This window comes from Dactylosporangium sp. NPDC051087, from assembly GCF_055586325.1.
Map to the genome: position 1 here is coordinate 92,484 of NZ_JBVJIJ010000022.1, position 24,268 is coordinate 116,751.

Annotated in this window: 21 protein-coding genes; 10 read left to right on the forward strand and 11 right to left on the reverse strand. The window is 73.3% G+C overall.

Features of this window, described 5'->3' with window-relative positions:
• Positions 1-39 precede the first annotated feature (39 nt).
• Genes ACZ6TV_RS36700 through ACZ6TV_RS36715 form a run of 4 tightly spaced genes read right to left on the reverse strand, consistent with a single transcriptional unit; the run spans position 40 to position 4,011 of the window.
• A complete protein-coding gene (locus ACZ6TV_RS36700; RefSeq protein WP_465302727.1) occupies positions 40-984 on the reverse strand; it encodes a SecDF P1 head subdomain-containing protein in 945 nt (314 codons plus the stop codon).
• A 23-nt stretch (positions 985-1,007) separates the two neighbouring features.
• Entirely contained in the window at positions 1,008-1,793 is a 786-nt protein-coding gene (locus ACZ6TV_RS36705) for a metallophosphoesterase family protein (protein WP_465302729.1), read from the reverse strand.
• Entirely contained in the window at positions 1,790-2,677 is an 888-nt protein-coding gene (locus ACZ6TV_RS36710) for a diacylglycerol/lipid kinase family protein (protein ID WP_465302731.1), read from the reverse strand. Before ACZ6TV_RS36710 ends, ACZ6TV_RS36705 begins: the two co-directional genes overlap by 4 nt.
• A 2-nt stretch (positions 2,678-2,679) precedes the next feature.
• Positions 2,680-4,011, reverse strand: a complete 1,332-nt coding sequence (locus ACZ6TV_RS36715; protein ID WP_465302733.1) for a carbohydrate-binding domain-containing protein — start codon at positions 4,009-4,011, stop codon at positions 2,680-2,682.
• A gap of 161 nt (positions 4,012-4,172) precedes the next feature.
• Here ACZ6TV_RS36715 and ACZ6TV_RS36720 point away from each other — a divergent pair, with 161 nt between their 5' ends.
• Both ACZ6TV_RS36720 and ACZ6TV_RS36725 read left to right on the forward strand, forming a co-directional pair.
• A complete protein-coding gene (locus tag ACZ6TV_RS36720) occupies positions 4,173-5,921 on the forward strand; it encodes a glycoside hydrolase family 76 protein (protein WP_465302735.1) in 1,749 nt (582 codons plus the stop codon).
• Between the two features lie 85 nt (positions 5,922-6,006).
• The gene (locus ACZ6TV_RS36725; RefSeq protein ID WP_465302737.1) at positions 6,007-6,876 is read left to right on the forward strand and encodes a peptidoglycan DD-metalloendopeptidase family protein; all 870 of its coding nucleotides are present in this window, start codon (positions 6,007-6,009) and stop codon (positions 6,874-6,876) included.
• On the opposite strand, the gene ACZ6TV_RS36730 is transcribed toward ACZ6TV_RS36725, so the two are convergent.
• The gene (locus ACZ6TV_RS36730; protein WP_465302739.1) at positions 6,873-7,391 is read right to left on the reverse strand and encodes a hypothetical protein; all 519 of its coding nucleotides are present in this window, start codon (positions 7,389-7,391) and stop codon (positions 6,873-6,875) included. The two genes, ACZ6TV_RS36725 and ACZ6TV_RS36730, sit on opposite strands and share 4 nt — an antisense overlap.
• 23 nt (positions 7,392-7,414) lie before the next feature.
• On the opposite strand from ACZ6TV_RS36730, the gene ACZ6TV_RS36735 reads away from it, so the two are divergent.
• Genes ACZ6TV_RS36735 through ACZ6TV_RS36750 form a run of 4 tightly spaced genes read left to right on the forward strand, consistent with a single transcriptional unit; the run spans position 7,415 to position 11,007 of the window.
• Complete coding sequence (locus tag ACZ6TV_RS36735; RefSeq protein ID WP_465302741.1) at positions 7,415-7,879, forward strand: diadenosine tetraphosphate hydrolase; 465 nt, start codon at positions 7,415-7,417, stop codon at positions 7,877-7,879.
• 34 nt (positions 7,880-7,913) lie between these two features.
• Positions 7,914-8,450, forward strand: a complete 537-nt coding sequence (locus tag ACZ6TV_RS36740) for a PadR family transcriptional regulator (RefSeq protein ID WP_465302743.1) — start codon at positions 7,914-7,916, stop codon at positions 8,448-8,450.
• On the forward strand, positions 8,444-9,097 hold the full coding sequence (locus ACZ6TV_RS36745; protein WP_465302745.1) for an ABC transporter ATP-binding protein: 654 nt from the start codon (positions 8,444-8,446) through the stop codon (positions 9,095-9,097). Before ACZ6TV_RS36740 ends, ACZ6TV_RS36745 begins: the two co-directional genes overlap by 7 nt.
• The gene (locus ACZ6TV_RS36750) at positions 9,094-11,007 is read left to right on the forward strand and encodes an FtsX-like permease family protein (RefSeq protein ID WP_465302746.1); all 1,914 of its coding nucleotides are present in this window, start codon (positions 9,094-9,096) and stop codon (positions 11,005-11,007) included. The genes ACZ6TV_RS36745 and ACZ6TV_RS36750 overlap by 4 nt, the downstream gene beginning before the upstream one ends.
• Here ACZ6TV_RS36750 and ACZ6TV_RS36755 read toward each other — a convergent pair.
• The gene (locus ACZ6TV_RS36755) at positions 11,000-11,389 is read right to left on the reverse strand and encodes an SgcJ/EcaC family oxidoreductase (RefSeq protein WP_465302748.1); all 390 of its coding nucleotides are present in this window, start codon (positions 11,387-11,389) and stop codon (positions 11,000-11,002) included. The two genes, ACZ6TV_RS36750 and ACZ6TV_RS36755, sit on opposite strands and share 8 nt — an antisense overlap.
• A 126-nt stretch (positions 11,390-11,515) precedes the next feature.
• On the opposite strand from ACZ6TV_RS36755, the gene ACZ6TV_RS36760 reads away from it, so the two are divergent.
• Positions 11,516-13,318 (forward strand): diguanylate cyclase domain-containing protein, encoded by a 1,803-nt coding sequence (locus tag ACZ6TV_RS36760; protein WP_465302750.1) that lies wholly within the window; start codon positions 11,516-11,518, stop codon positions 13,316-13,318.
• A gap of 149 nt (positions 13,319-13,467) precedes the next feature.
• Here the strand turns inward: ACZ6TV_RS36760 and ACZ6TV_RS36765 are convergent, their stop codons facing one another.
• On the reverse strand, positions 13,468-14,181 hold the full coding sequence (locus tag ACZ6TV_RS36765; RefSeq protein WP_465302752.1) for an HD domain-containing protein: 714 nt from the start codon (positions 14,179-14,181) through the stop codon (positions 13,468-13,470).
• Positions 14,182-14,267: 86 nt separating this feature from the next.
• On the opposite strand from ACZ6TV_RS36765, the gene ACZ6TV_RS36770 reads away from it, so the two are divergent.
• Both ACZ6TV_RS36770 and ACZ6TV_RS36775 read left to right on the forward strand, forming a co-directional pair.
• The gene (locus ACZ6TV_RS36770; protein ID WP_465302899.1) at positions 14,268-15,197 is read left to right on the forward strand and encodes a zinc-binding dehydrogenase; all 930 of its coding nucleotides are present in this window, start codon (positions 14,268-14,270) and stop codon (positions 15,195-15,197) included.
• 68 nt (positions 15,198-15,265) lie between these two features.
• A complete protein-coding gene (locus ACZ6TV_RS36775; RefSeq protein ID WP_465302754.1) occupies positions 15,266-17,434 on the forward strand; it encodes an Hsp70 family protein in 2,169 nt (722 codons plus the stop codon).
• Positions 17,435-17,908: 474 nt separating this feature from the next.
• Here the strand turns inward: ACZ6TV_RS36775 and ACZ6TV_RS36780 are convergent, their stop codons facing one another.
• From ACZ6TV_RS36780 to ACZ6TV_RS36790, 3 genes are all read right to left on the reverse strand, one after another.
• Positions 17,909-18,802, reverse strand: coding sequence for a Ppx/GppA phosphatase family protein (locus ACZ6TV_RS36780; protein WP_465302756.1), 894 nt, complete (start codon positions 18,800-18,802; stop codon positions 17,909-17,911).
• 200 nt (positions 18,803-19,002) lie between these two features.
• Positions 19,003-19,380, reverse strand: coding sequence for a VOC family protein (locus ACZ6TV_RS36785; protein ID WP_465302758.1), 378 nt, complete (start codon positions 19,378-19,380; stop codon positions 19,003-19,005).
• 4 nt (positions 19,381-19,384) lie between these two features.
• On the reverse strand, positions 19,385-20,218 hold the full coding sequence (locus ACZ6TV_RS36790) for a phytanoyl-CoA dioxygenase family protein (RefSeq protein WP_465302760.1): 834 nt from the start codon (positions 20,216-20,218) through the stop codon (positions 19,385-19,387).
• Between the two features lie 339 nt (positions 20,219-20,557).
• On the opposite strand from ACZ6TV_RS36790, the gene ACZ6TV_RS36795 reads away from it, so the two are divergent.
• Positions 20,558-22,696 (forward strand): discoidin domain-containing protein, encoded by a 2,139-nt coding sequence (locus tag ACZ6TV_RS36795; protein WP_465302901.1) that lies wholly within the window; start codon positions 20,558-20,560, stop codon positions 22,694-22,696.
• A 268-nt stretch (positions 22,697-22,964) separates the two neighbouring features.
• On the opposite strand, the gene ACZ6TV_RS36800 is transcribed toward ACZ6TV_RS36795, so the two are convergent.
• Entirely contained in the window at positions 22,965-24,185 is a 1,221-nt protein-coding gene (locus ACZ6TV_RS36800; protein ID WP_465302761.1) for an esterase/lipase family protein, read from the reverse strand.
• Between the last annotated feature and the right edge of the window lie 83 nt (positions 24,186-24,268).

A 24,268-nucleotide genomic window follows, 5' to 3' on the forward strand; every position in this document is an offset into this window, starting at 1 on the left:
CCGATCGGCACCGCGCGCCCGGGACCTGAGCGAAACGCCTCAGCCGACCGTGAGCGTGACGGGGAGCTCACCGCCGCCGCCGAGCTGGGCGGCGAGAGCCCGGGCCCGCTGCTCGGTGAACTGGCCGGTGACCTGGACGTCGCCGGTGATGACGCCGACTACCTGCGGCGCGGAGATGACCGCGTTGTCCAGGACGATGGCGAGCCGCTCCCGCTGCTCGGACAGCTGCTTCGACAGGTCGGTGAACTTCGCCTGCGCGCCGGGCCGGAACGCCGCGGTGACGACCCACTGGCCCTGGTCGGAGCGGCCCGCCGTCGCCGAGGCGAGGTCGGCGCCGGTGATCGCCGCCGGGTCGAGCAGCATCTTCACCGGGCCCTCGCAGGCGACGACCGGCTCGCCCGCGACGTCCGCGGGCCGGCCGGCGAGCTGCTCGCAGCGGATCTCCGGGATCAGCAGCCGCATCCGCGCCGGGAGGGTTGCGACGTCCTGCGGCGGCAGCCCGGCGAACGCGGCCCGCACGGCCGCGGGCAGTGCCTGCGCCTCCTGCTCGGTGGTGACGGCGGCCGCGGCGGCATAGGCGTCGCCGAGCGACGCGGCGACCGCCGGGGTTGACGTCGGCGCGGGCAGCGTGGTGGTGGCGGTGCCGGACCCGTCTGCGGCGGCGGCGACCCGGCGCAGGTGCAGCCGGCCGGGCGCGGTCAGCGCCTTGAGCTGCTCCACCGAGGTGCGGTGGGCGGTGAGCACGAGCCCGCGGTCGCCGTCGCGGGTCACCGACGGGTCGGCGAGCTTCGCGGCTTTCATCCGGGCGAGCAGCAGCGCCCTGGTCACCTCGAGGTCGCCAGCGCCGGACGCGGTCACCGTCAGGGTGACCCGCGGCCCGTCCGCGGCCCGCGTCACCACCAGCACGATCCCCGTGACGAAGAGGGCGAACACCGCCACCACCGCCGCGACCAGCACGAGCACCTGCCGTCCCCGCAAAGCCATGCGGACACTCTACGGGCGGGGCGTCAGATCCATTTACGACCGTCGCGGTGGTACCCCGAAGGACCGCCCGGGGCGAAGCGGGTGCCGGTCCAGCGGTGGGTGGTGACGGTCAGCCGGTCGCCGGTCGCCTCGACGATGTTGTAGCTGTTGGGCTCGCCCTTGAGCCGGTTGGAGCAGGCGGTGCCGGACTGGGCGACGACGAGGCCGTCCACGACGCCGCTGTACGCGAGGTGGATGTGCCCGCCGAGCAGCAGGTCCGCGCGCCGCCGCAGGTGCCGCAGCGCCGGGCCCGACCGGCCGACCAGCCCGCGGGCCCGCCCCGCGTCGGTGAGCAGGAACGGGTGGTGCGCGACGAGCACCCGCAGGTCGCCGGCGGGCGCTGCCTCGAACGCGGCGGCCGCGGCGGCCAGCTGCCGGTCGTCGATCCGGCCCCGCGACCAGTCGTGGTGCGGGCCCCAGCTGCGGGCGGTGTTGACGCCGACGGCGACGAGCCCGCCGGCGGTGTGGGTGACGGCGCCGCGCGGGTCGGTGCCGATGTGCCGCCGCCAGGGCCGCCACGGCCGGGTGAACCGCGACCAGAACCGCCAGCCGGGCAGGTCGTGGTTGCCGGGCACGACGAGCGCCGGTGCCGGGAGCTCGTCGAGAAAGGCCCGCACGGCGCGGAACTCGGCGTCCCGGGCGGTCTGTGTGAGGTCGCCGCACACCGCGACCAGGTCCGGCGCGGTGTCGCGCAGGTCGGCCAGCAGCGCCGCCGCGACCGCCGGGACGTCGCGGCCGAAGTGCAGGTCGGAGATCTGCGCGATCCTCATGGCGCGAGCACGGCGAGGGCGCCCGGCCGGATCTCGTAGCGCAGCGGCAGGCTCAGCTGGGCGATCTCACCGTCACTCATGACACTCATCATCGCCAGCGACGGCGCCTGGACGCGGACGGTCCCGCCGATATAAGTGCGGACCCGCCCGTCGCGCTGCCAGCTGCCGCGCCACAGCTTGGCCGCGACGGAGAGCAGGTCCCAGACGGTCCGGTCGTCGGTGACGTACACGGCGAGGGTGCCGGCGTCGAGACGGTCCCGGCCGGGCATCGGCGCCGGGCCGGCCGAGAGCGGGTTGCACGAGACGACGACCGCCCTGGTCCGTGCGTGGTGCACGGTCCCGTCGACCTCGATCGTGAGCCGCAGCCGAGGGTACCGCCGCAGCAGCCGCACGACGCGTCCCGGCAGCCGCACCGCCTCGGCCGCGGTGCGCCCACGGGCGTGCTCGCGCAGGCGGCCGAGGTGCGGCATCATCGCCAGGGTCGAGCTGCACAGGAACGGCACGTCGTTGACCGTCGCCACGTCGATCCGGGTGACTGGCGCCGCCAGCAGCGCCGCCACCGCGGGTTCCAGGCCGTCGGGCACGCCGAGGTCGCGGGCGAGGACGTTCATCGTGCCGGCGGGGATGACGCCGAGCGGCACGTCACTGCCCAGCATCCGCTCGGCGACGGACCGCACGGTGCCGTCACCGCCGGCGACGAACAGCGCGTCCGGCTCCGCCAGCAGCAGCTCCCGTACGTCGGCCGCGAGGGTGCTCGGGTCGAACGGCCGGACGTCGGCGGTGACGCCCGCCCGGCCGAACATCCCGGCGAGCAGCTCCCGCGGCGACCCGGCGTCCAGGAGCGCGCCGGACCGCGCGTTGTAGACGACGGCGACCCGGTCCACGCTCAGCGCACCAGGCCGATGCCGGTGAAGGTGCGGTCGTACTCGGGGAACGACTGGTTCGTGTACGGCGCGTAGATCCAGGTCCGCACCGAGTCGGCGGCGGTGTCGATCTCGACGAGCCGCACCGGGTTGGTGGTGCCGGAGTGGAACGTCTGCAGGAACGAGTAGATCCGGTTGCCGTGCACGCCGGTGTCGACCCGGTTGCCGGCGACGCCGGTGTGGCCGGAGAAGACGAACCGGATGTTCGCGTACTGCTTGATGAGGTTGTCGTACAGGTACTGCGGGCTGGTCGCGCCGTAGCCGCCGTTGGTCTGCTCGATGTTGCCGCTGCCGTCGATGTAGTCGTGGGTGACGACGGTGACGTTGTGCCGTGGGTTCGCGGCGACGACGGTGCGGGCCCACGCGACGACCTCGGGCCGGGGCCACAGTTCGAGGGTCATGACCATCCACTGCACGCCGCCCGCCTCGTAGGTCGAGTACGAGTTGTCGACCTTGCCGGCCTCGAACTGCCCGCGGACCGCGCCGTACTGCGCGGCGGTGAAGTACCGGTTGAACACGGTCGTGCCGCGGACCAGCTCCTTGGTGCGCGCGGGGTCGCGGGCCGAGCCGCCGACGCCGGTCGCCTGCGTGTCGTGGTTGCCGATGGCGAGGGCGTACGGGATGCCGGCGGTCTCCAGCGGGCGCATCGCGTCGCGGGCCACCACGTACTGCGCGTGGTCGGCGGTGTCCCAGTTGACCACGTCGCCGGAGTGCGTCACGAACCGCAGGTCGAGGGTGGCGCGGTTGTTCACCAGCCAGGTGGTGCGCTGCCGGAAGCGGGTGTCGCCGGCGTTGAGCACCTCCTGCTGGGTGTCGGGCATGACCGCGAACGTGAACTTCGGGTCGGTGGCCGCGAACTCCATCCGGGCGTACGCGATGTGCACGTTGCGGTCGCAGGCGGCGGTCTGCCGGTCGTTGACCAGCTGGATGCGCACGGTGTGCCGGCCCGCGCCGACGGCGGCGCCGACCGGGTAGGTGCCGTAGCTGGTGGCGCTGACGATGGTGGTGCGGCCGGTGACGGTGCCGTCGACGCTCACCTCGACCGTCGGCCACGCCTCGCAGTAGTCGCCGACGGCACCGATCTGGACCCGGCCGGAGCCGTCGATCGTGGTCGTGGCGACGCTGCTGTTGCTCCACAGCGAGGCGTGCGTGCCGGACGGCGGGACCGGGGTGCCGGTCGCTGGGCGGATCGCGCCGTTGACGACGGTGAACTGCGAGGCGGGTGCCGCCGCCGCGGCCTGCGGTGGCAGCAGTGCCGCGGCGACGGCCAGGCACAGGAACATCGATCGACGCATGGCCCGGATGGTACGAATCCGGCACGCACGCGGGGGGTACGGCGGATGGCCGTTGGCTTTCGTAAATATTGATAAGGACTGTTGACAGTTTGCGTCCGGAAATGTTTGCTGGTGTCGAATCCGTCGGACTTCCACCGCCATGGGAGCTCAGCGTGACATCGATGCGACGTGTCCTGGTTACCCTGCTGCTGCTCGGTTTCGCCGTCCTGCCCGGGCAGGCGGCGCACGCCGCGGCCGCGATCTGCGCGCTGTACTGCGACACCCGCGACCCGTCCCTCGCCCGGCAGGAGACGTTCCCCGTCCCGACGGTGACCGTCAACGGCCGGCGGCTCGTCCTGCACGTGTCCGATGTGGACAACATGGCGTGGGGCAGCATCGACGCCGGGGCCCTCGGCGACTCGGTGTGGCTCGACCGCTCCTTCGACGGCGGCGCCACCTGGGAAGGGCTGCTGGGCAAGGCGTCCATCCCGGGGACGTGGACCGGCACCCGCACCCTCATGTACAACGTGGCCGATCCGTCGAACCACCGGCGGGGGCTGATCCGCGCCTGCGGCGACGCCCGCGGGGTGGCCTGCACCGGCTGGAGCCACCTGCCGCTGTGCGCGCCGGCGTGCGACGGTGCCACCGGTGGCACCGACGCCGAGGCCGTCAGGACGACGAGCCTCAACGGCCGGACGTTCGCGCTGCACCTGGACGCGGCCGGCATGGCGTGGGGCACCGTGTCGGGCGGGCAGGCCGGCGACGAGGTGTGGCTGGACCGCTCCTGGGACGCCGGCGCGACCTGGCCCGGCGGCTCGTTGCTGGGCCGCACCACGACGGCGCGCACCGCCAGGTACAACACCGCCGACCCGGCGTCGCTGCTGTACGGCGGCGCGATCCGGGCCTGCGGGCGGGCCGGGTCCGTCACCTGCACGGCATGGGCCCGCCCGTCGTCGAACCGCGCCGCGGCGATGGCCGACGCGCTGATGTACTCCTACGACCCGAACACCGCGTGGTGGCCGTCGAGCTGGTGGAACTCCGCGGTCGCGCTGCGCACCGTCATCGACTACATCCGGCGCACCGGCGACAACCGGTACCTGTGGACGGTCCGCCGGACGTTCGACGTCAACCGGGTCGCGTTCCCGGCCGGCGCCCGCTCCTCCGACCCGGTCGACGGGCACTTCATCAGCCGCTCGATCGACGACAGTGCCTGGTGGGGGCTGACGTGGGTGGCCGCCTACGACCTGACCGGCGACCGCGCCTACCTCGACGAGGCGGTCACCATCGCGGGTTACGTCAACGGGTTCTACGACACGTCCACGTGCGGCGGCGGCGTGTGGTGGGACCGGGAACGCACGTACAAGAACGCCGTCACGATCGGCCTGTACCTGCGGCTCACCGCCGCCCTGCACAACCGCCTGGCCGGCGACACGGTCTGGCTGCAGCGGGCCGTGACGGGATGGAACTGGTTCACCGCCAGCGGGATGATCAACGGCTCGGGCCTGGTGAACGACGGGCTCACCAACGGCTGCGCCAACAACGGCCAGACGGTGTGGTCCTACAACCAGGGGCTCGCGATCGGCGCGGCGATGGAGCTGTACCGGGCCACGGGGACGGTGTCCTATCTGGACCGTGCCCGGCAGCTCGGCACCGCGGCGCTCGCCTCGCCCCTCGTGCGCTCCGGGGTGCTGACCGAGTCGTGCGACGTGCCGCCGGCGACGTGCGACGACAACGCCAAGCAGTTCAAGGGCATCTTCATCGGGTACCTGGCGGAGGCGGGCACGCAGTTCCAGACCTTCCGCACCACGCAGGCGAACTCGGTGTGGGCGGCCCGGGACAGTCTCAACCGGGTCGGCGGCCGGTGGGCCGCGCCGTCGCCCGCGGACTGGCGCACCCAGGCCGGCGGACTGTCGGGCGTCCTGTCCGGGTGATCATCAGGTTAAATCTACGTATATCTATTGATTGATCCCGACGCGCTGGTTAGGTTGCTGCGAACCACTACCGAGGAGTGACCTGATGACGCGTCCGGACGTCCCACCGTGCTGCGGTGCCGAAGACCGGCCGGCCGCCGGCATCAGCCGGCGCGGAGTGCTCCTCGGCGGCGCCGCGGTCACCGGCGGGGTCGTCTTCGGCCTGCCCGGCGTCGCCTACGCGGCGCCGGTCATCTACAACCCGTTCGCCGGCTACACCATCACGCAGACCTGGGCGCAGCACCGGGCGAACGGGTCGCTCGGCGGGATCGACTTCGCCATGGCGGTCGGCACCAGCCTGCCCGCCTGCGGCGCCGGGACCGTGAGCAACATTCCCAACAACGGCACCGGCGGTCACACCGTGACGATCGCGCACGCGGACGGGTACCGCAGCCAGTACCTGCACTTGTCGGCCTTCGTCCTGGCCAACGGCACGTCCGTGGCCCGTGGCGCGACGGTCGGGCGCTCCGGCGGTGCGGCCGGCGCACCCGGATCCGGCTCGTCAACCGGCCCGCACGTGCACTGGCACATGATCGACCCGGGCGGCGTCAGGATCAGCCCGCTGGAGTACATCGCCGCCCACCCGTCCGGTGGCCTGCCGAAGACCACCACCGAGACGACCGGCGAGCCCGGCCCGGTCATGTACAAGCGGATGCAGAACTGGCTGCGGCTCACCAACGGCTACACCGGGCCCATCGACGGCGTGCCGGGCACCAACACCTACGCCGCGCTGCAGCGGGCGATGCGCGGCTACGGCTACACCGGCCCGATCGACGGCGTCATGGGCGTCAACTCGTGGAAGGCCGTGCAGCGCCTCGCATCCGGCTACGGCTACACCGGCCCGGTCGACGGCGTGATGGGCCCCAACTCCTGGCGCGGCTTCGCCAGGTTTCTGAACCAGAACGCCTGGGACTAGCTGTTCACCCGGACCGCGCCCGGCAGGTCGCCGGTGTCGGCCCAGCGGTATGCGGTGGTGAGGCCGCGGGGGTCCAGGTGCAGGGCGTTGAGGATGAGGCGGTGCTGGAACTCGGCGTAGACGGGGCCGGCGCCGTCGAACTCGCCGCGCAACGCCCTGCCGAGGCGGCCGGTGTCGACGTCGCCGATGCCGAACGGCGCCAGGCGGGCCGCGTCGTCAGGGGCGGGACGGTCGGAGCGGTACCGGTGCACGAACCGGCCCTCCTGATAGGCCTCCAGCTGCAGCCAGTCGGAGTCCTCGACCACGTTGGCCAGGGTCGCCCAGCCGGTGCCGGCGCCGATCCGCTCCGCCAGGTCACCCGGGTCGGCGAAGTCGAGCGCGCCCTCGCGCGGGATCACAGCCGTCCGGTTCGCCGCGGCGGGCAGCGCGATCGCGTCGACACCCGCCACGGACAGCGCGCCGCAGACCTGCTCGAGCGCGGCGGCCACGAGCAGCGTCTGGTAGCTCGTCCCCATGCGCTGACGGTACCGTGGCCGCGATGGACGACTGGCGCAAAGACCGTATCCGGTCGGCCCTGCAGGGCCGCAACCCGACCGTGCTCGTGCGGCTGGCTTCGGGGTTCGCCGTCATCGGCGACTCGCAGTTCCTGCCGGGCTACTGCGTCCTGCTCGCCGCCGACCCCGCCGCGGACCGGCTCGCCGACCTGCCGCGGGCCCGGCGCCTGCATTTCCTGGCCGACCTGGACCTGATCGGCGAGGCGGTGCAGACCGTGTGCGCCCGGCACGACCCGCGGTTCCGCCGGGTCAACTACATGGTGCTCGGCAACTTCGACCCGTTCCTGCACGGGCACGTGCATCCCCGCTACGACTGGGAGCCCGCGGAGTTCCAGCACGGTCCGGTGACGAACTACCCGGCGGCGACGCGGGAGGCGGTGCCGCTGGGCCCCGAGCACGACGCCCTCCGTGCCGATCTCACCGCGGAGATCACCCGGCTGGCCCTCTAGCAACTCGGTTGCTAGTCGCGGTATCGTTCGGCACATGTCGGTCGGTCGATCCCTGCTGGGCCTGCTCGAAGGGCAGCCGCAGTACGGGTACACGCTGCGTCAGCGCTACGACCGGTGGTTCGCCGGCGGGCACCCCGTCGCGTCCGCCCAGGTGTACGCATCGCTGCGCCGCCTCGCCGACGCCGGCCTCACCGAGCAGGTCGGCGTGGAGCCCGGCGGCGGCCCCGACCGGCGCCTCTACGGCATCACCGGCGCCGGGGTGGCCGAGCTGGAGCGCTGGCTCGCCGAGCCCGAGCTGCCCGACCTGCGCGCCTCCCGGCAGATCCTGTTCGCCAAGATCGTGGTGGCGCTGCTGACCAGCCGCCGGCCGCAGCAGATCCTGGAGCGGCAGCGGCAGACGCACATGGCCCGCATGCGGCACCTGCGCGGCGTCCGCACCACCGGCGAGCCGATCGAGCAGCTCGACGCCGACTTCGAGATGTTCCACCTCGAGGCGGACCTGCGCTGGATCGACGCCGCCGGCCCGCGCCTGGACCGCATCCGCGCGACGCTGCAGGACCCGCGGTGCTGACCGGGGCCGGCCTGGGGCTCGCGTTCGGCGCCACCCAGGCCCTCGACGGCGTCGACCTGTCCGTCAGGCGCGGCGAGGTCGTGGCCGTCATGGGCCCCAGCGGCTGCGGCAAGTCCACCCTGCTGCACGTCCTGGCCGGGGTACTGGTCCCGGACGACGGCACCGTCACCTACGGCGGCGTCTGGATCCACAACAGGTCCGACGACGTCCGCAGCGAGATCCGGCTGCGCAGCTTCGGGTTCGTGTCCCAGTTCGGCGACCTGATCCCCGAGCTGACCCTGCGGGAAAACGTCGAGCTGCCGCTGCGCCTGCTGCGCCGCCGCCCCGCGGACGCGGGCGCGCTGCTCAAGGAGCTGGAGATCGCCGACGTCGCCGGCAAGCGGCCCGGGCAGGTGTCCGGCGGGCAGGCCCAGCGCGCCGCCGTCGCCCGCGCGCTCGTCCACGACCCGAAAGTCGTCTTCGCCGACGAGCCGACCGGCGCCCTGGACAGCGCCGCCGGCGAGCTGGTCCTCGACGCGCTGACCGGCGCGGCTCGCCGCCGCGACGCCGCCGTGGTGCTCGCCACCCACTCGGCCCGCGCCGCCGCCTACGCCGACCGGACCGTCTTCCTCCACGACGGCCGCCTCGCCACCGAGGCCCTGCTGTGAGCCCGTGGCTGCGGCTCGGGCTCCGGCTCACCCTCGGCGGCGGCCCGCGGGGGTGGACGCGGATCGCGCTGATGGCGGCCGGCACCGCGCTCGGCACGGTGGTGCTCCTCGCCGCGATCGCCGCGCCCGCCGTCATCGACGCGCAGCACCACCGCCAGGCGCAGCGCACCCCGGTCACCGGCGGCGCCGGCGGCGCCGGCGGAGCCGGGGGCACGCTGCGGTTCGTCGAGGTGCGCGACAGCATCGGTGGGCGCGAGCTCATCCGGATCGCCGTCGCCGCCACCGGCGAGACACCACGACCACCCGGGGTCGCGCGCCTCCCGGGCCGGGACGAGGCCGTCGTCTCACCCGCGCTCGCCGAGCTGATCAGCACCGACCCGCGGGTCCGCGTCAGGTTCCGGCAGCAGATCGTCGGCACGATCGGCCCGGCCGGCCTCGCCGCCCCCGACGAGCTGCGCGCCTGGGTCGGCGTCCACCCCGGTACCCTCGTCGACCCGGTCTCCGCCACCGGGTTCGGCGCCGCCGAGGCCGGCTCGTGGCCGCTGCCCGAGCAGTCCGCGACCGTCGCGTTCACGCTGACCCTGCTCGTGCCGTTCGGCCTGCTCCTCGCCGCCTGCTCGCGGCTGTCCGCCGGCGCACCCGACCGGCGGCTCGCCACCATCCGCCTCCTCGGCGCCACCCGCCGGCAGGCGCAACTGGTCACCGCCGCCGAGTCCGGGCTCGTCGCCCTCACCGGCGCGCTGCTCGGCACCGCCGTGTTCCTGCTGCTCCGGCCGCTGTCCGAGAGCTGGCACCTGGGCCGGTTCCACTGGTCCGCCGCCGACGTGCCGGCCCGGCCGGCCCTCCTCGCCGGGGTCGTGGCCGCCGTGACGACCCTGTCCGTCCTCATCGGCGCGTTCGGCGCCGCGCCGGCCGACCCGCTCGCGGTGCGCCGCGAAGCACCGGCGCCGCGCCCGCACGGCAGCCGCCTGCTGGTGCCCGTCCTCGGTCTCGCGGCGGCGGCGGGAGTCCTGGTGCCGGGGCTGCCCTTCGCGGCGCGGGCCGCATTCCTCGCCGGCGGTGTCCTGCTGTGCGCCGCCGGCCTGCCCGCCGCGACCCCGGTCCTCACCGCGTGGCTGGGCCGCCGGCTCGCCACCTCCGCCCGGGTGCCGGTGCGCCTGGCCGGGCACCTGCTGGACCACACCCCGTCGCACGCGCCGCGCCTGGTCGCCTCGGTCGTCGTGGCGATGTTCGTGTCCGGGGTCGGCCTCGCCGTCGCGGCCGGCCACGTCGAGCGGCCCGCCCCGAGCGGCACGTTCCGGGTGATCGGCCCGGCCGAGGACATCGCCGGCGCGCCCGGCGTCATTGCCCTGCCGGAGCCCGGCGTCGTCACCCTCTCCACCGACCCCCACGACGCCGAGGCGTTCGCCGCCTACCTCGCCGCCGACCACCCGGCGACCCGCCTGGAAGGCACCCACGACCTCAGGGCGCCGTCGCGCGGTGGCCCCCTCGAGCCCGTCCACGGCTTCGACCGCCCGGCCACCCTGACCCTGCTGTCCGTCACCCTCGCCGCCATCGCCCTGCTCGCCGGCGCCGCGTTCGCCGTCGTCGCCGTCGACCGCCTCCTCGACCGCCGCCGCGCCAACACGCGCCTGCTGGTCCTGGGCGTCCCGCGGCGGACGGTCGCCGCGGCGGAGTTCGCCGCCACCGCCGTCCCGCTCGTCACCGGTCTACTCCTCGCCGGCGGCTGCGCCAGGGTCGTCATCGGCGTGTGGGCGCACGCCATGGCACTGTCCACATCGGACCTGCTGGGCGCCGCGGCGCCCACGCTGTGGGCGGCGGCCGGGCTGCTGCTCGTCCTCGCCGCGCTCGCCGTCGCCGCCGCCCGGCAGCGCATCACCCCCGGCCGCCTCCGCGGCGACCTCAGGTGACCACCGGCGTGTTCTGGCAGGCGGTCAGCAGCCAGCGGCCGTCCTCCAGCGCCATGACATAGAGCGGGCTGCCCTCGCTGGTCCCGTCGAGCGCCGTCATCGTCTGCCGGACCCGCACCGCGGCCACGTCGGGGCGGATGAAGAGCACGTCCAGCGGCTCGTAGGTCACCGTGACGCCGTGCATCGCGCCCGGCAGCACCTTCGCCGTGAACGCCGCGATCTCGTCGCGGCCGGTCAGCCGCTTCCCGTGCCCGGTCGTCCAGACCGCGTCATGCCGGAACAGCGCGACGAAGTCGTCCACCGCCTCCCTGCGCTGCGCGTCCTGCACCCTGCCGACGACGTCCCTGACGGCCTCGACCGCCGCGTCCCTGGTGTTGTCCATGCGCACACCTTCGGACCTCAACCGCACTACAGGTCAAGACTCCGCTCAGGTACGGGGGACCGGCGCCGATAGGAGTGCCGAGTGCTGCCTGATCCGCAGTGACCGCAGTGACCGGGGTGACGAGACTTGGCCGCAGGGAACGATCCGGCACCGAACCGGCGCCTGCTGGTCGCGGCGTGCCTGCTCTTCGCGGGACTGAGCGTGTTCCGCCTCATCGACCTGTTCAACACCAAGGCGGCCGGCATCTCCCTGTGCACGCTGGAGGCCGTCGCGCTCGCCTGCCACCTCCGCGTGGCGGCCGACCGGCGGCAGCCGCGCGCGGCGCGCCGCCCGTTCCGGTTCACCAGCGCCGCGCTCGCGCTGCTCATCGTCGCCGGTGTCGGCTTCTCCATCGCGTTCACCACCGGCGACAAGAGCTGGGGCCCGGCGACCGTCCTCGCCGTCGTGCCCCGCACCCTGGTCGTGCCGGTGCTGCTCATGGGGCTGCTGTCGTTCGCCACCGAACCGATGGACCGCAGGGCCCGCTGGAAGCTCACCATGGCCGTCGCCACCGTCCTCGGCGCCGGCGTGATGCTGATGTGGTACCTGGTGCTCGGCCCGGCACTGCAGAGCGGCGACCTGCTCAACCCGCTCGGCCTCGGCGCGGTCGTCTTCGCCGTCGGCGACGTCGTGCTGCTCGTCGGCGTCGGCACCGTGCTGCTGCGCGGCTCCGCGGGCGCGGCCCGGACCCCGCTGACCCTGCTGCTCGCCGGCACCGTCGGCTACCTCATCGTCGACACCGCGTTCCTGTACACGATGGTCCGCGGCGTCGGCCAGGACGCGCTGGTGCCGAGCGCGCTGCACCTGCCGATGTTCCTGATCCTGCTCGCGTCCACCGTGCGGCCGGCACCAGCCGGCGACGGCGCCACCGCCGGGCGGCCGCTGCGCCGCAACGCGTGGCTGCCGTACGTCGCGCTGGCCGGCGGCTACGTCCTGCTCGTCGTCGCCGCGGTCCAGGCCGGCTGGTTCCCGTGGTTCGGCCTGGTCGTCGGCGCGCTCGTCATGACCCTCGGCGTCGCGTCCCGGCAGATCGTCGCGTCCCGCGAGAACTACACCCTGGTCGTCACCGACAGCCTCACCGGCCTCGCCAACCGGCTCCAGCTGCGCGACGTGCTCAGCGCGGCGCTGGAACGGCACCGCCGCGGCGGCACACCGGTCGCGGTGCTGCTCATCGACCTCAACGGCTTCAAACAGGTCAACGACACCTACGGGCACGAGGTCGGCGACCAGCTCCTCGTCGCGTTCGCCGACGTGCTGCGGAAGGTCAGCCGGGCCACCGACACGCCCGCCCGGCTCGGCGGGGACGAGTTCGCCGTCGTCCTGCCCGGCGCCGGGGACGCCACCGGCGTCGCGGAGCGCATCCTGGACGCCTGCGTGCCGCCGCTGAACCTGGCCGGGCACACCCTGCACCTGCGGGCCAGCATCGGCATCGCGGTCGCCGGGCGCGGCCCGGACGGCGCCCCGGGCGACCTCGACGCGAGCGAGCTGCTGCACCGCGCCGACCTCGCGATGTACGCGGCCAAACGCCGGGGCACGCCGAGCTGGGTGCGGTACTCCGCCGAGGCCGTGGACACCGCGCCGGCGCCCGCCCACCCCGACCAGCCACAGCAGCCGCAGTACCGGCCGATCGCCGACCCGGCCACCGGCGACATCGTGGCGGTCGAACCGGTCCTGCAGCGGCAGCCGTTGGACTCCGTGCTCCGGGAGGCGTGCCGGCAGGTCGGCCGGTGGCAGGCGGACCTGCCCGCCGGACGGACGCTGCACCTGAGCATCACCCCTGCCACCGGCGGAGCTGACCCGCCCGGCCCTCGCCGACGACGTGCTGCGCGAGCTCGACCAGTCCGGGTTCGACCCGCGGCATCTGGTGCTCCGGTTCGACGCCGCCGATGACCGGTCCGCTTCGCAGGTGCGGCGGCTGCGGGAACGCGGGGTGCGGGTGGCGCCGGCCGCCGGGCCGCTGCCCGCCGGTGACGTCGAGGCGCTGCTGCGCCGCCCCGCGACCGATCTGGCCGTGCGGCCGTCCTGAGACGCGGCCGGCGTCAGTGCGCGGGGTCGAGAATGGCCGCGAAGCGCTCCTCGGCGAGGTCGAGCTGGCGGAAGATGTGCTGCTTCACCAGCCGCGACAGCGGGGTGTCCGGGCGCGCGACGAGCTCGCGCAGCACCGGCACCAGCGGCCGGTACTTCGCCGCCGACGACGCCACCTTCGGCCCGGTGGTGTGGATGACACCGACGCCGTTGTCGGTGAAGTCCGACACCTTCAGCACCCGCGCCCACGGCTCGCGCTCCAGGCTGTCCCGCACGTGCTGCCGATACTGGGTGTGCTTGTCCACGTCCGGGTCGTAGACCGGGTTGGTGACGGCCGCGACGAGCTGTGCGGTGCGCGTACCGAAGCGGGCGGCGAGAACGGCGAGCGCCGCTTCCGCCGTGGCGCCCGGCACGCCGGCCAGCTCGTCGGGGTGGTCCTCGACGGCGTCGTGCAGGACCGCCGCGACGATCACGTCGACGTCGCCGACCTCGTAGTGGTGCATGATGCGGATCGCGACGCGCAGCAGATGGTTCACGTACGGCTCCCGCACCCGCCGGTCGTCCTGGTGCAGCCGCGTCGCCAGCTCCAGCGCGTCGACGAGCCGGTCCCGCTCGGCCGCCTCGAACCGCTGGATCTCCAGCCGGTACCGCTCCCGCAGCCCGTCTTCCCCGTAGACCTCGGTGATCGCATGCATCGGCATCGTCGCCAGGTAGGCCGGATAGTCCATCGTCAACTTATAGCGGACCACGGTAACGCCGCGGCACCGGATCGCTTGACCTCAACCGCGGTTGAGGTTGCAGGCTGGTGCGCGTGATGCGAGCTGTGTGGTGGCGTGCGGTCGGACCCCCGTCGGTGCTGGAGCTGGGGGAGGCCGCCGAGCCGGTCCCCGGGCCGGACGAGGTGCTGATCCGGGTGGAGGTCGCCGGGATCACGTTCATCGAGACGCAGACCAGGGCCGGCCGGGCCCCGAAGGCGGGTGCGGTCCCGCCTGCCATTCTTGGCAACGGGGTCGGCGGGACCGTCGCCGCCGTCGGGCCCGGCCGCGACCCGGAGCTGGTCGGCAGGCGGGTCGTGGCGAGCCTGAACGGCACCGGCGGGTACGCGGAGCTGGCCGTCGCCGCGGCCCGCAACGTGCTCCCGATCCCCGGCGGGGTGTCGACGCCGGACGCGACGGCGCTCATCGCCGACGGGCGGACCGCGCTCGGCCTGCACGAGCTCGCCGCGCCGCGGCCCGGGGAGACGGTGCTGGTCCTGGCCGCCGCCGGTGGGCTCGGCAGCCTCCTCGTGCAGCTCGCCCTGCACTCCGGCGCGCGGGTCGTCGGGGCGGCGTCGGGGGAGCGGAAGCTCGCGCTGGTCAGGGACCTCGGCGCCGACGCCGTCGACTACACCACGCCCGGCTGGAGCGACCCGGTCAGGGGTTTCGACGTGGTGTACGACGGTGTCGGCGGCACCCTCGGCCGCGAAGCGCTCACGGCGACCAGGCCCGACGGCCGGTACCTCGTCCACGGCGCCGCGGGTGGCCCGCCGACCCAGACCGGCGAGGGCGTGACCGGCTTCGGCTTCCCGGAGCTGCTGAAGATCGGGCAGCGCGCCCCGGAGCTCGCCGCCCGCGCGTTGCGGGCCGCCGCGGAGGGCAGGCTACGTCCGGTCATCGGCCAGACGTTCGACCTCGCCCACGCCGCCGACGCCCACGCCGCCATCGAGTCCCGCGAGGCCCTCGGCAAGACCCTGCTGACCGTCTGACGAGCGGGGCGAGGCGCCGCCGTACCAACCGTGAGACAACGGGCCTGCCGGACATTTAGCCTGAAAGCGTGGGAGGCTATCAGCTGAGTGTCGACTTCGGCACGTCGAGCACCGTCGCCGTGCTCGCGGGGCCGGACGGCGAGCACCATCCGCTCGTGTTCGACGGCGAGGAGTTCCTGCCGTCCGCGGCGTGTCTGGACAACGCGCCGCACCTGCTCGTCGGCCGCGACGCGCTGGTCCTCGGCCAGACGTTCCCCGACCGGCTCGCCGCGTACCCGAAACGCTGCGTCGACACCGGCGCGGTCGTCCTCGGCGGCGTCGAGTGCCCGGTCGGCGACCTGTACGCGGCCGTCCTGGGGCGGGTCGCGGCCGAGGCCCGGCGCGTCGCGGGCGAGCCGATGACCAGCGTGACGCTCACCCACCCGGCCTGCTGGGACCGCCGCCAGCAGGCGACGCTCACCCGGGCCGCGGCGAAGGTCGGCCTCGGCCACACGAAGCTGCTCGCCGAGCCCGTCGCCGCCGCGCTGCACGTCGTCGACTCGGGCACCCTCGAGGTCCCCGACGGCGCCGGCCTCATCGTCTACGACCTGGGCGCCGGCACCTTCGACGCCGCCGTCGTGCGCCGCGCGGGCGCGACGTTCGACGTCCTCGCGCAGCGCGAGCTCCCCGACGTCGGCGGCCTGGAACTCGACGCGGCCGTCGTCACCCACCTCGGCACCCTCATCGCCGACGACAGCATCCGCTGGGAGCGCCTCACGTTGCCGCGGACCGCCGAGGACTGGCGCGCCGGCCGGCGGCTGCTGGACGAGGTCCGCGCCGCGAAGGAGCTGCTGTCCGTCGCCGAGTCCACCACGATCCGGGTGCCGCTCTTCGAGGAGTCGGTCCAGCTGCACCGCACCGACCTGGAGGCGGTCGCCCGGCCGCTGCTGGACCGCACGGTCGAGGCGACGGTCGAGGCGATCCTGGAGGCGGGCGTCGCCCCGGCCGACGTCGCCGGGGTGCTGCTCATCGGCGGCTCGTCGCGGATGCCGCTGGTGGCCCGGCTGCTGCGCGAGCGTCTCGGTCTGGAGCCGACGCTCGTGCGCCGCCCGAAGCTCGCGGTCGCCGACGGGTGCCTGCCGGTCCGTCCCCGCGCGAACGCCCGCCGCCCCCGCGCGGCCACCGCGGCCACTCCTGTCGCGGATGCCGCTGCTGTACCGGCACCGGAAAGCCCGGCCTTCGAGCCCGCCGCGTTCGCCGCCGGTCCGGCATCCGCGCCCCCGACCGGCGCCTCGCGCATCCCGGGCGCCCCGGCGGCACCGCAATCGGCGGACGTCCCGCATGTCCCGGGCGCGTCCCGGCCGGCTGATGTCCCGCATGCTTCCAGCGCGCCGGGCGCGGCTGGTGTCCCGCGCTCATCTGGCGCGCCACGGCCGGCTTCATCTGGCGTGCCGCGGCCGGCTTCATCCGGTGTGCCGGGGCCGGCTTCATCTGGTGTGCCGGACCAGGCTGATGTCCGGCGGGAGCAGGACCCCCCGAAGGCCGCCGCGCCGGGGCCGCAAGCTGATCCGTATGCGACGTCCGGTCCCCATCCCGCGTCGGCCGGTCCGCACACCGCGGGCGCTTCCCCACACGCGAGCGGTCCCCAGCAGCAGGGTGCCCGGCACCCGGCAGGCAGTCCGCACGAGGCCTTCGGCCCGCACCAGGGCTTCGGGCCGCACGAGGCGTACCCGGACACGGCGCGTCCGGGACAGTGGTCGGAGGTGCCGTACGTCGAGCCGGTCGACGTTCCCGTGCGGCACCCGGCTTCCCTGCTCGACCGCCTCCGCCGGCGCCGCTCGTCGGCCGCCGGTTCCGCCCCTGGCTTTCCCGGTGCGGGGGACGGGCGCCCGCCGGTACACCCGGCGACGGCGTCCGGGAGCACCAGGAAGAGGGCCGTCCGCGCCGCGAAGGTCACCGCCGGATCGCTCGCCGCGGCCGCCGTGGCTGTGGCCGCCGGGGTCTGGGTCGGGTTCGTGGTGGCGCCGTCGGAGTCGCTCGCCACGATCCAGGTCGGTCAGTGCGTCCGCCAGGACGGCGCCGAGGCCCGCCGGGTCGACTGCGCCGAGCCCGACGCCTACACCGTCACCGCCAGGGTGTTTCCGGCGGGATCGTGCCCCGACCCCGCCCAGCCCTACGCGATGCAGGAGCAGACGCAGCTCTGCCTCGCCCCCGCGGCCCGCAAGCCCGCCGGCCCGTCCCGCCGCTTCGGCCCCTGACCCTCACCCTTGCCGTGCCGGTGTGCCGTGGGGGCCGCTGCGCGCGCCTTCGCCGGCCGCAAGCCCGCCGGGCTGGCCCGCCGTCTCGGACCCTGACCTGACCTGACCTGACCCGTGCCGTGCCGTGCCGTGCCATGCGGTGGCGTGCCGTGCCATGCGGTGGCGTGCCGTGCCATGCGGTGGCGTGCCGCGGCGTGCCGTGGCGGTGGGTGGTGGGAGCTGTGTGCGCCTTCGCCGGCCGTAAACCCGCCGGGCCGGCCGTCGCTTCGGCCCCTGACCCTGACCAGTGCCGTGCCGGTGTGTTGTGGGCGGCGGTGGGTGCCGTGCGCGCCTGTGCCGGGCAGGGCTGCGAGGGTCGGGCATGCGAGGGGCAGGTCTGCGAGGGGCAGGTCTGCGAGGGGCAGGTCTGCGAGGGGCAGGTCTGCGAGGGGCAGGTCTGCGAGGGGCAGGTCTGCGAGGGGCAGGGCGCGGGTGTCAGCTGCTGAGTTCGGTGATGCGGCGGAGCAGGAGGCCTTCGCGCAGGGCCCAGGGGCAGACGTCGACGTGGGTGATGTCGAGGGCTTCCATCGTGGCGGCGGCGATGACGGCGCCGGCGAGGAGCTGGCGGGAGCGGCTGGCGGCGACGCCGGGCAGGTCGGCGCGCTCCTCGGGGCGCATCTGCGTCAGGCGGGGGATCCACCGGTGCAGGCCGTCGAGGGTGAGCCGGCCGTCGGTGCCGGCGACGCGGGCGAGCTGCTTGAAGGTCTTCGACGTCGCGACGTTGCGGGCGCCCTCCGGCACGACCGAGGCGTGCGGGCGGACGGAGCGCAGGACGTGCTTGTGCACGGCGTCGACGTCGCGGCGGCGGGCGGGGTGGCAGGGGAGCATGGTGCGGGTGATGCGGGCGGCGCCGAGGGGGAACGACACCGCGACGTCGGGCAGCTCGCCGGTGCCGGCCGCGATCTCGGCGGTCGCGCCGCCGATGTCGAGCAGCAGGACCGGGCCCGTGGGCCAGCCGAGCCAGCGGTGCACGGCGAGGAACGTGACGCGGGCCTCGTCCTCGCCGCTGAGGGAGCGCAGCTCGATGCCGGCCGCGGCGCGGACCCGGGCGCGGATCTCCGCGACGTTGGTCGCGTCGCGGATCGTCGCGGTGGCGAGGGGGATGAGGTCGGTGACGGCGTGCCGGCGGGACGCGTCGACGGTCTCCGTGACGGCGGAGACGAGCCGGTCCACCGCGTCGTCGGACAGGGCGCCGTCCTTGCCGACGGAGTCGGCGAGCAGCGTCGGGGCCTTGAGTCGGAACACCGACTGTGGTGCGGCTCCCGGTCGCGCGTCGACGACGTGCAGGTGCGCGGCATTCGAGCCCACATCGAGCACTGCCAGTCGCATCCGCACCCCTCTTCGCATTTTCGTCGCGCTACCCCGCATTCTTCCACTGAAACATTACGGGTTTCGACCAGTGAACGGTCGGATCCGCGGCACGAGACGCATGACACGCCGGGGCTCTAGGATGTCGATCGTCCGGTGTGGACGGGTCCGGCGCCGACCCGCCGCCGTTCACACCGGATTCCGGACACTGTCCACTGTGGTCAGACCGGGACGTGGCCGAGGTCGACGACGCAGAAGCGGTTGCCGTCGGGGTCGGCGAGCACGACGAAGTCGGGGTCGGCCGGGTAGCTGTCCCAGTCGACGCGCGACGCGCCGAGCGACACCAGCCGCCGCGTCTCGGCCACCATGGCGGCGAGGTCGGATACGTGCAGGTCCAGGTGGATGCGCGGGTGGTCCTGCGGCGGGGTCTCGTTGCGCTGCAACGCGATCGGCGTGCCCGGGCCGTCGACCGGCACGAGGATCGTCGCGGCCCCGCCGAATCCGGTCTCGTGCCTGCGGTATCCGAGCGCCTCCTGCCAGAAACGGACGGCACGGTCCACGTCGTCGACGCCCAGGACGATCGCGCCGACGGTCAGCACGGGGTCACTTCGGGGCCTCGAAGACGAGCATGGCGTCGGCGGGCGGGTCGCCGTAGATGGAGCGGACGGTGGACTCCTCGAAGCGGGACTCGTCGGCGACGTTGACGAAGTCGCGGATCGCGGTGCCCGAGCAGTACGTGTCGGCGAGCGGCGCGCCCCGGCCGGCGATGACGTCGGGGACGTGCACGGTGCGGAAGTCGACGCTGTAGCGGGCCAGGCCCGACGTGTTGGGGGTGGAGCGGTGCAGGTGGGCGCCGGAGAACAGCAGGACCTGGCCGGGGGCGGGGAGCACGATGAGCTCGTTGGGCGGGTTGTGCTCGGTGGCGCCGGGGCGGACCTGGGCCTCCTGCTTGACGGAGGCGGCGGTGGTGAGCCGGCCGATGTTGTTGCGGTAGTAGTCGAAGTCGCCGGAGTTGTTGGCGACGGGCGCGTTGAAGCGGTCCAGGTCGAAGGACATCGCGTTGGTGTCGCGCGCCGGGAAGATCGGCAGCCACCAGTTGAGCTGCTGGTTCGGCGCTGAATACCACACGTCGCGGTGCCACGGGAAGGCGAACGCGACGCCGGTCGTCAGGTGCCCGACGGGGAACGAGGTGCGGGGCTTCGGCACGTCGAAGTGGGTCTCCTCGGCGGTGAAGCCGGCCTCCTCGATGATGTTGCGGACCAGCTTCTTGGACCGCTCGTCGTGGATGAACCGCGGCTTCCACGGGCCGAGCAGCGCGGCCATCGCGGCGGGCTCGAAGTGCTCGTGGGCGTGCTCGGGGTCGTGCGGCGCGAAGAGCTCGGTGAGCTGCTGCCGGGCGTGATCGACGAACTTCGCCACGGACGGCAGCTTCGTCATCACCAGAAGGTGACCGTCATACAGGCGTTGGCGGAGCACCTCGGGCGTTGCCTGCAAGTCGACGTGAACGGCCATCTGTCTTCCTCCCCGGAGACGCATTCGCAGGTCAGCGTAGGCATCCGCCGCGCACCGCGACACCCGGGTCCCCACCGCGTCAGGTTTCCGACTCAACCACCCGCCCGAAGATCGAGTTTGGCAAATGGATGGCAAACGATTGCCGCCCCCGGAGCGGCGTCATTACCGTCCGAGGCACATGTCCCCACCCCGCCATCTGAGGGAGATGCTCCAATGCCCCATGCCCCCAACAGGGTGTCAAGAGCCCTGCTCAGCGCCGTGCTCATGCTCGGCGGCACCGTCGCCGTCCTGGGCGCCACGACCGCACCGGCGCACGCCGCCTGCGGCACGACGAACGTCGCGCTGAACAAGCCCGCCACCTCCTCGTCCAACGAGAACGGCAGCCTCACCCCGGCCAAGGCCGTCGACGGCAACGTCAACACCCGCTGGTCCAGCGCGTTCAGCGACCCGCAGTGGCTGCAGGTCGACCTGGGCGCCGCCACCGACGTCTGCCAGGTCGTCATCACCTGGCAGACGTCCTACGCCAAGGCCTTCAGCGTCGAGGTCTCGCCGACCGCCGCGGCCGGCAGCTGGACCTCGATCTACTCCACCACGACGAGCACCGGCGGCACCCAGACGCTCAACGTCAGCGGCACCGGCCGGTACCTGCGCGTGTACGGTACGCAGCGGGCCAACAACTACGGGTACTCCATCAAGGAGCTGGCCGTCTACAGCGGCACCCCCACGGAGCCGCCCGTCTGCACGACCCCGCCCGCGTCGCAGCCGCTGCCCGCGACGTTCATCGTGTTCGACCCGTCGATGTCCGCGGCCAGCATCCAGAGCCAGGTCGACACGGTCTTCGCGTCTCAGGAGTCCAACCAGTTCGGCCTGCAGCGGTACGTGCTGGCGTTCAAGCCCGGCACGTACAGTGGCATCAACGTCAACACAGGGTTCTACACCTCGGTGATCGGCCTCGGGCGCAGCCCCGACGACGTGGTCATCAACGGTGACGTGACCGTGGACGCCGGCTGGTTCGGCGGCAACGCGACGCAGAACTTCTGGCGCTCGATCGAGAACCTGTCGATCGTGCCGAGCAACGCCAACGGCGGCGACCGGTGGGCGGTCGCGCAGGCCGCGCCGATGCGGCGGGTCCACATCCGCGGCAAGCTCAACCTGGCCCCGAACGGCTACGGCTGGGCGAGCGGCGGCTACATCGCCGACAGCAAGATCGACGGCAGCGTCGGACCGTACTCGCAGCAGCAGTGGTACACGCGGGACAGCTCCATCGGCAGCTGGGTCAACGGCGTGTGGAACATGGTGTTCTCCGGTGTGCAGGGTGCCCCGGCGAACAGCTTCCCCAGCCCGCCCTACACCGTGGTGCCCAACACGCCGGTGATCCGGGAGAAGCCCTACCTGTACCTGGACGGCAGCACCTACCGCGTGTTCGTGCCGAACCTGCGCACCAACGCGGTGGGCACCACGTGGTCCGGCGGTGCCACGCCGGGCTCGTCGATCCCGCTGTCGGACTTCTTCGTCGCCGCGCCCGGCGTCAGCGCCGGCACCATCAACGCCGCCCTCGCCTGCGGCAAGCACATCTTCTTCTCGCCGGGCGTGTACCACCTGAACCAGACGCTCAACGTGACCAACCCCAACACCGTGATCCTCGGTGAGGGGTACCCGACGCTGATCCCGGACAACGGGGTCAACGCGATGACCGTCGCCGACGTCGACGGGGTCAAGATCGCCGGGGTGCTCTTCGACGCGGGCACGGTCAACTCCAACACGCTGCTCACGATCGGTCAGGCCGGCTCGGCCGCGAGCCACGCCGCCAACCCGACGACCGTGCAGGACGTGTTCTTCCGCATCGGCGGTGCCGGGCCGGGCAAGGCCACCAACAGCCTGGTCGTCAACTCCAACAACACGATCATCGACCACATCTGGGCGTGGCGCGCCGACCACGGCGCCGGCGTCGGCTGGACCGTCAACACCGCCGACACCGGCCTGATCGTCAACGGCAACAACGTCTCCGCCTACGGCCTGTTCGTCGAGCACTACCAGAAGGACGAGGTGATCTGGAACGGTCAGGGCGGCCGGACGATCTTCTTCCAGAACGAGATGCCGTACGACCCGCCGAGCCAGTCCGCCTGGCGCACCGGCGCGCGTGGTTACGCGGCGTACAAGGTCGCGGACACCGTCACGACCCACGAGGCGTGGGGGATGGGCAGCTACTGCAACTTCAACGTGGACCCGTCGATCGTCGCCGAGCACGGCTTCGAGTCGCCGGTCACCGCGGGCGTGAAGTTCCACGACCTGCTCACCGTGTCCCTCGGCGGCAAGGGCACGATCGCGCACGTCATCAACACCACGGGTGGTCCGGCGCAGGGCACCAACACGGTTCCCGTGTACCTGGTCAGCTTCCCGTGACAGTTTCTCGTTAACAACGTTTGACAATCGAGTTCCATCGAAGTTCAATGCTGTGAGAGCGCTCTCAGCAGACTTGCCCGGGTCGGCCGCCACCGGCCCGGGCAGGTTCCCTGGCGGCCTCGTTCAGCACCACTGACAGGGCCCGTCCGGCATGGGAGCGCCGGACGGGCCCATTCATGTGCCGGATCGACGGCCGGTCGTCGGGGCGGTTCCGGGCACGGAGCCGCCCGGCGGCCGGGGAACGGCTGCCGGGCGGTGGGGTGGGTGGTCAGCGGCCGCCGGCGCGGTCGACGAGCCACTCGCCGAGTTCGTGGGTGATGGCCGTGTGCGGGGTGTTCGTGCCGGAGGTGCGGTAGTCGTCGACGTCGGCCTCGTTCGGGTCGAGCTGGTCGACGCTGCTGTACAGGTCGGACTGCTTGTCGATGTCGCGGATCGAGACGGCGCTGACGGTGGGGACGAAGCAGACCGTCGGGTGGCGCAGGTCGATGGTGGCGCCCTTCGCGCGGAGGGCGTCGGCGAGGATCTCGAAGGAGTCGAGGGTGCCGCCGGGGGCGCTGTCGAGCTCCGGCAGGTCCTTCGTGGTGATGGTCTTCTCCGCGGCGGGGAATGTGCGCTTCAGCTCCGCCACCGTCGCGTCGCCGCCGGCCTGGGTGATGAAGGTGGTGCCGGGGAAGATCTTGCCGACGGTGAGGGCGACGTCGCCCGGCGGGATCTTCAGGCCCGAGCTGTCGCCGGAGCCGTTGGCCAGGGCGAGGAGCCGGGGCAGCCGCGGCCAGCCGCCGACGCGCTCCAGCTCGGCCTTGAACGCGATGCGTTCCGGGGCCTCGCCGATCGCTCCGGACCGCGGGTCGTAGTGCCGCCACAGCATCTGCCGGGCCGCGGGGCTGTTCATCTGCTTCGCGAAGTCGTTGGGGAAGCCCGGCAGCGACGGGATGAAGTGTGAGAAGGCTTGCAGGCCCAGCGGGATGACGGCGCCGCGGTGCGGGGTGTCGTAGGAGAAGTACGTGCTGGTCTGGTGGTCGATCCGCTCGGTCTCGAGCCTCGCCAGCGCGTACCGGGTGATGAGGCCGCCCATACTGAACCCGCCGACGGTGAGCGGTTCGCCGCCCAGCCGCTCGGCGATCGTGCGCATGACCGCCTCCTGCACCGCGCGTGCGTTGTCCACAATGGACGCGGTGCGTTCGTCGAAGCCGACGAGGATGACGTCCTTGCCGCGCCGGCGCAGCTCGGTGATCAGCCGGTACTCGTTGCCGTCCAGACCCTGGTAGAGCCAGTCAAGGTCGCTGCGGCCGAGGTTGAACCCGTCGGCCATGACGACCGGCCGGACGATGCCCTGGTTTCCGGAGCCGTAGTAGACGTTGGCGAACCCGCCCCGCAGCTGCCAGGTCTCGTCGGGGTTCGGTGCGGCGCCGGCGGTGCCGGCCGGTGCGATGGTCAACGGATCGGCGATGGTCAACGAGCCTGCGGCCTGTTCGGCTTCCTGCGACATGGTCACTCCTGGTCCGTCAGTGAGAACGTCGGTGTTCTGCCGAGGTCATCATGCGGGCCGTCGAGGAGCCGGGTCCGGCGATC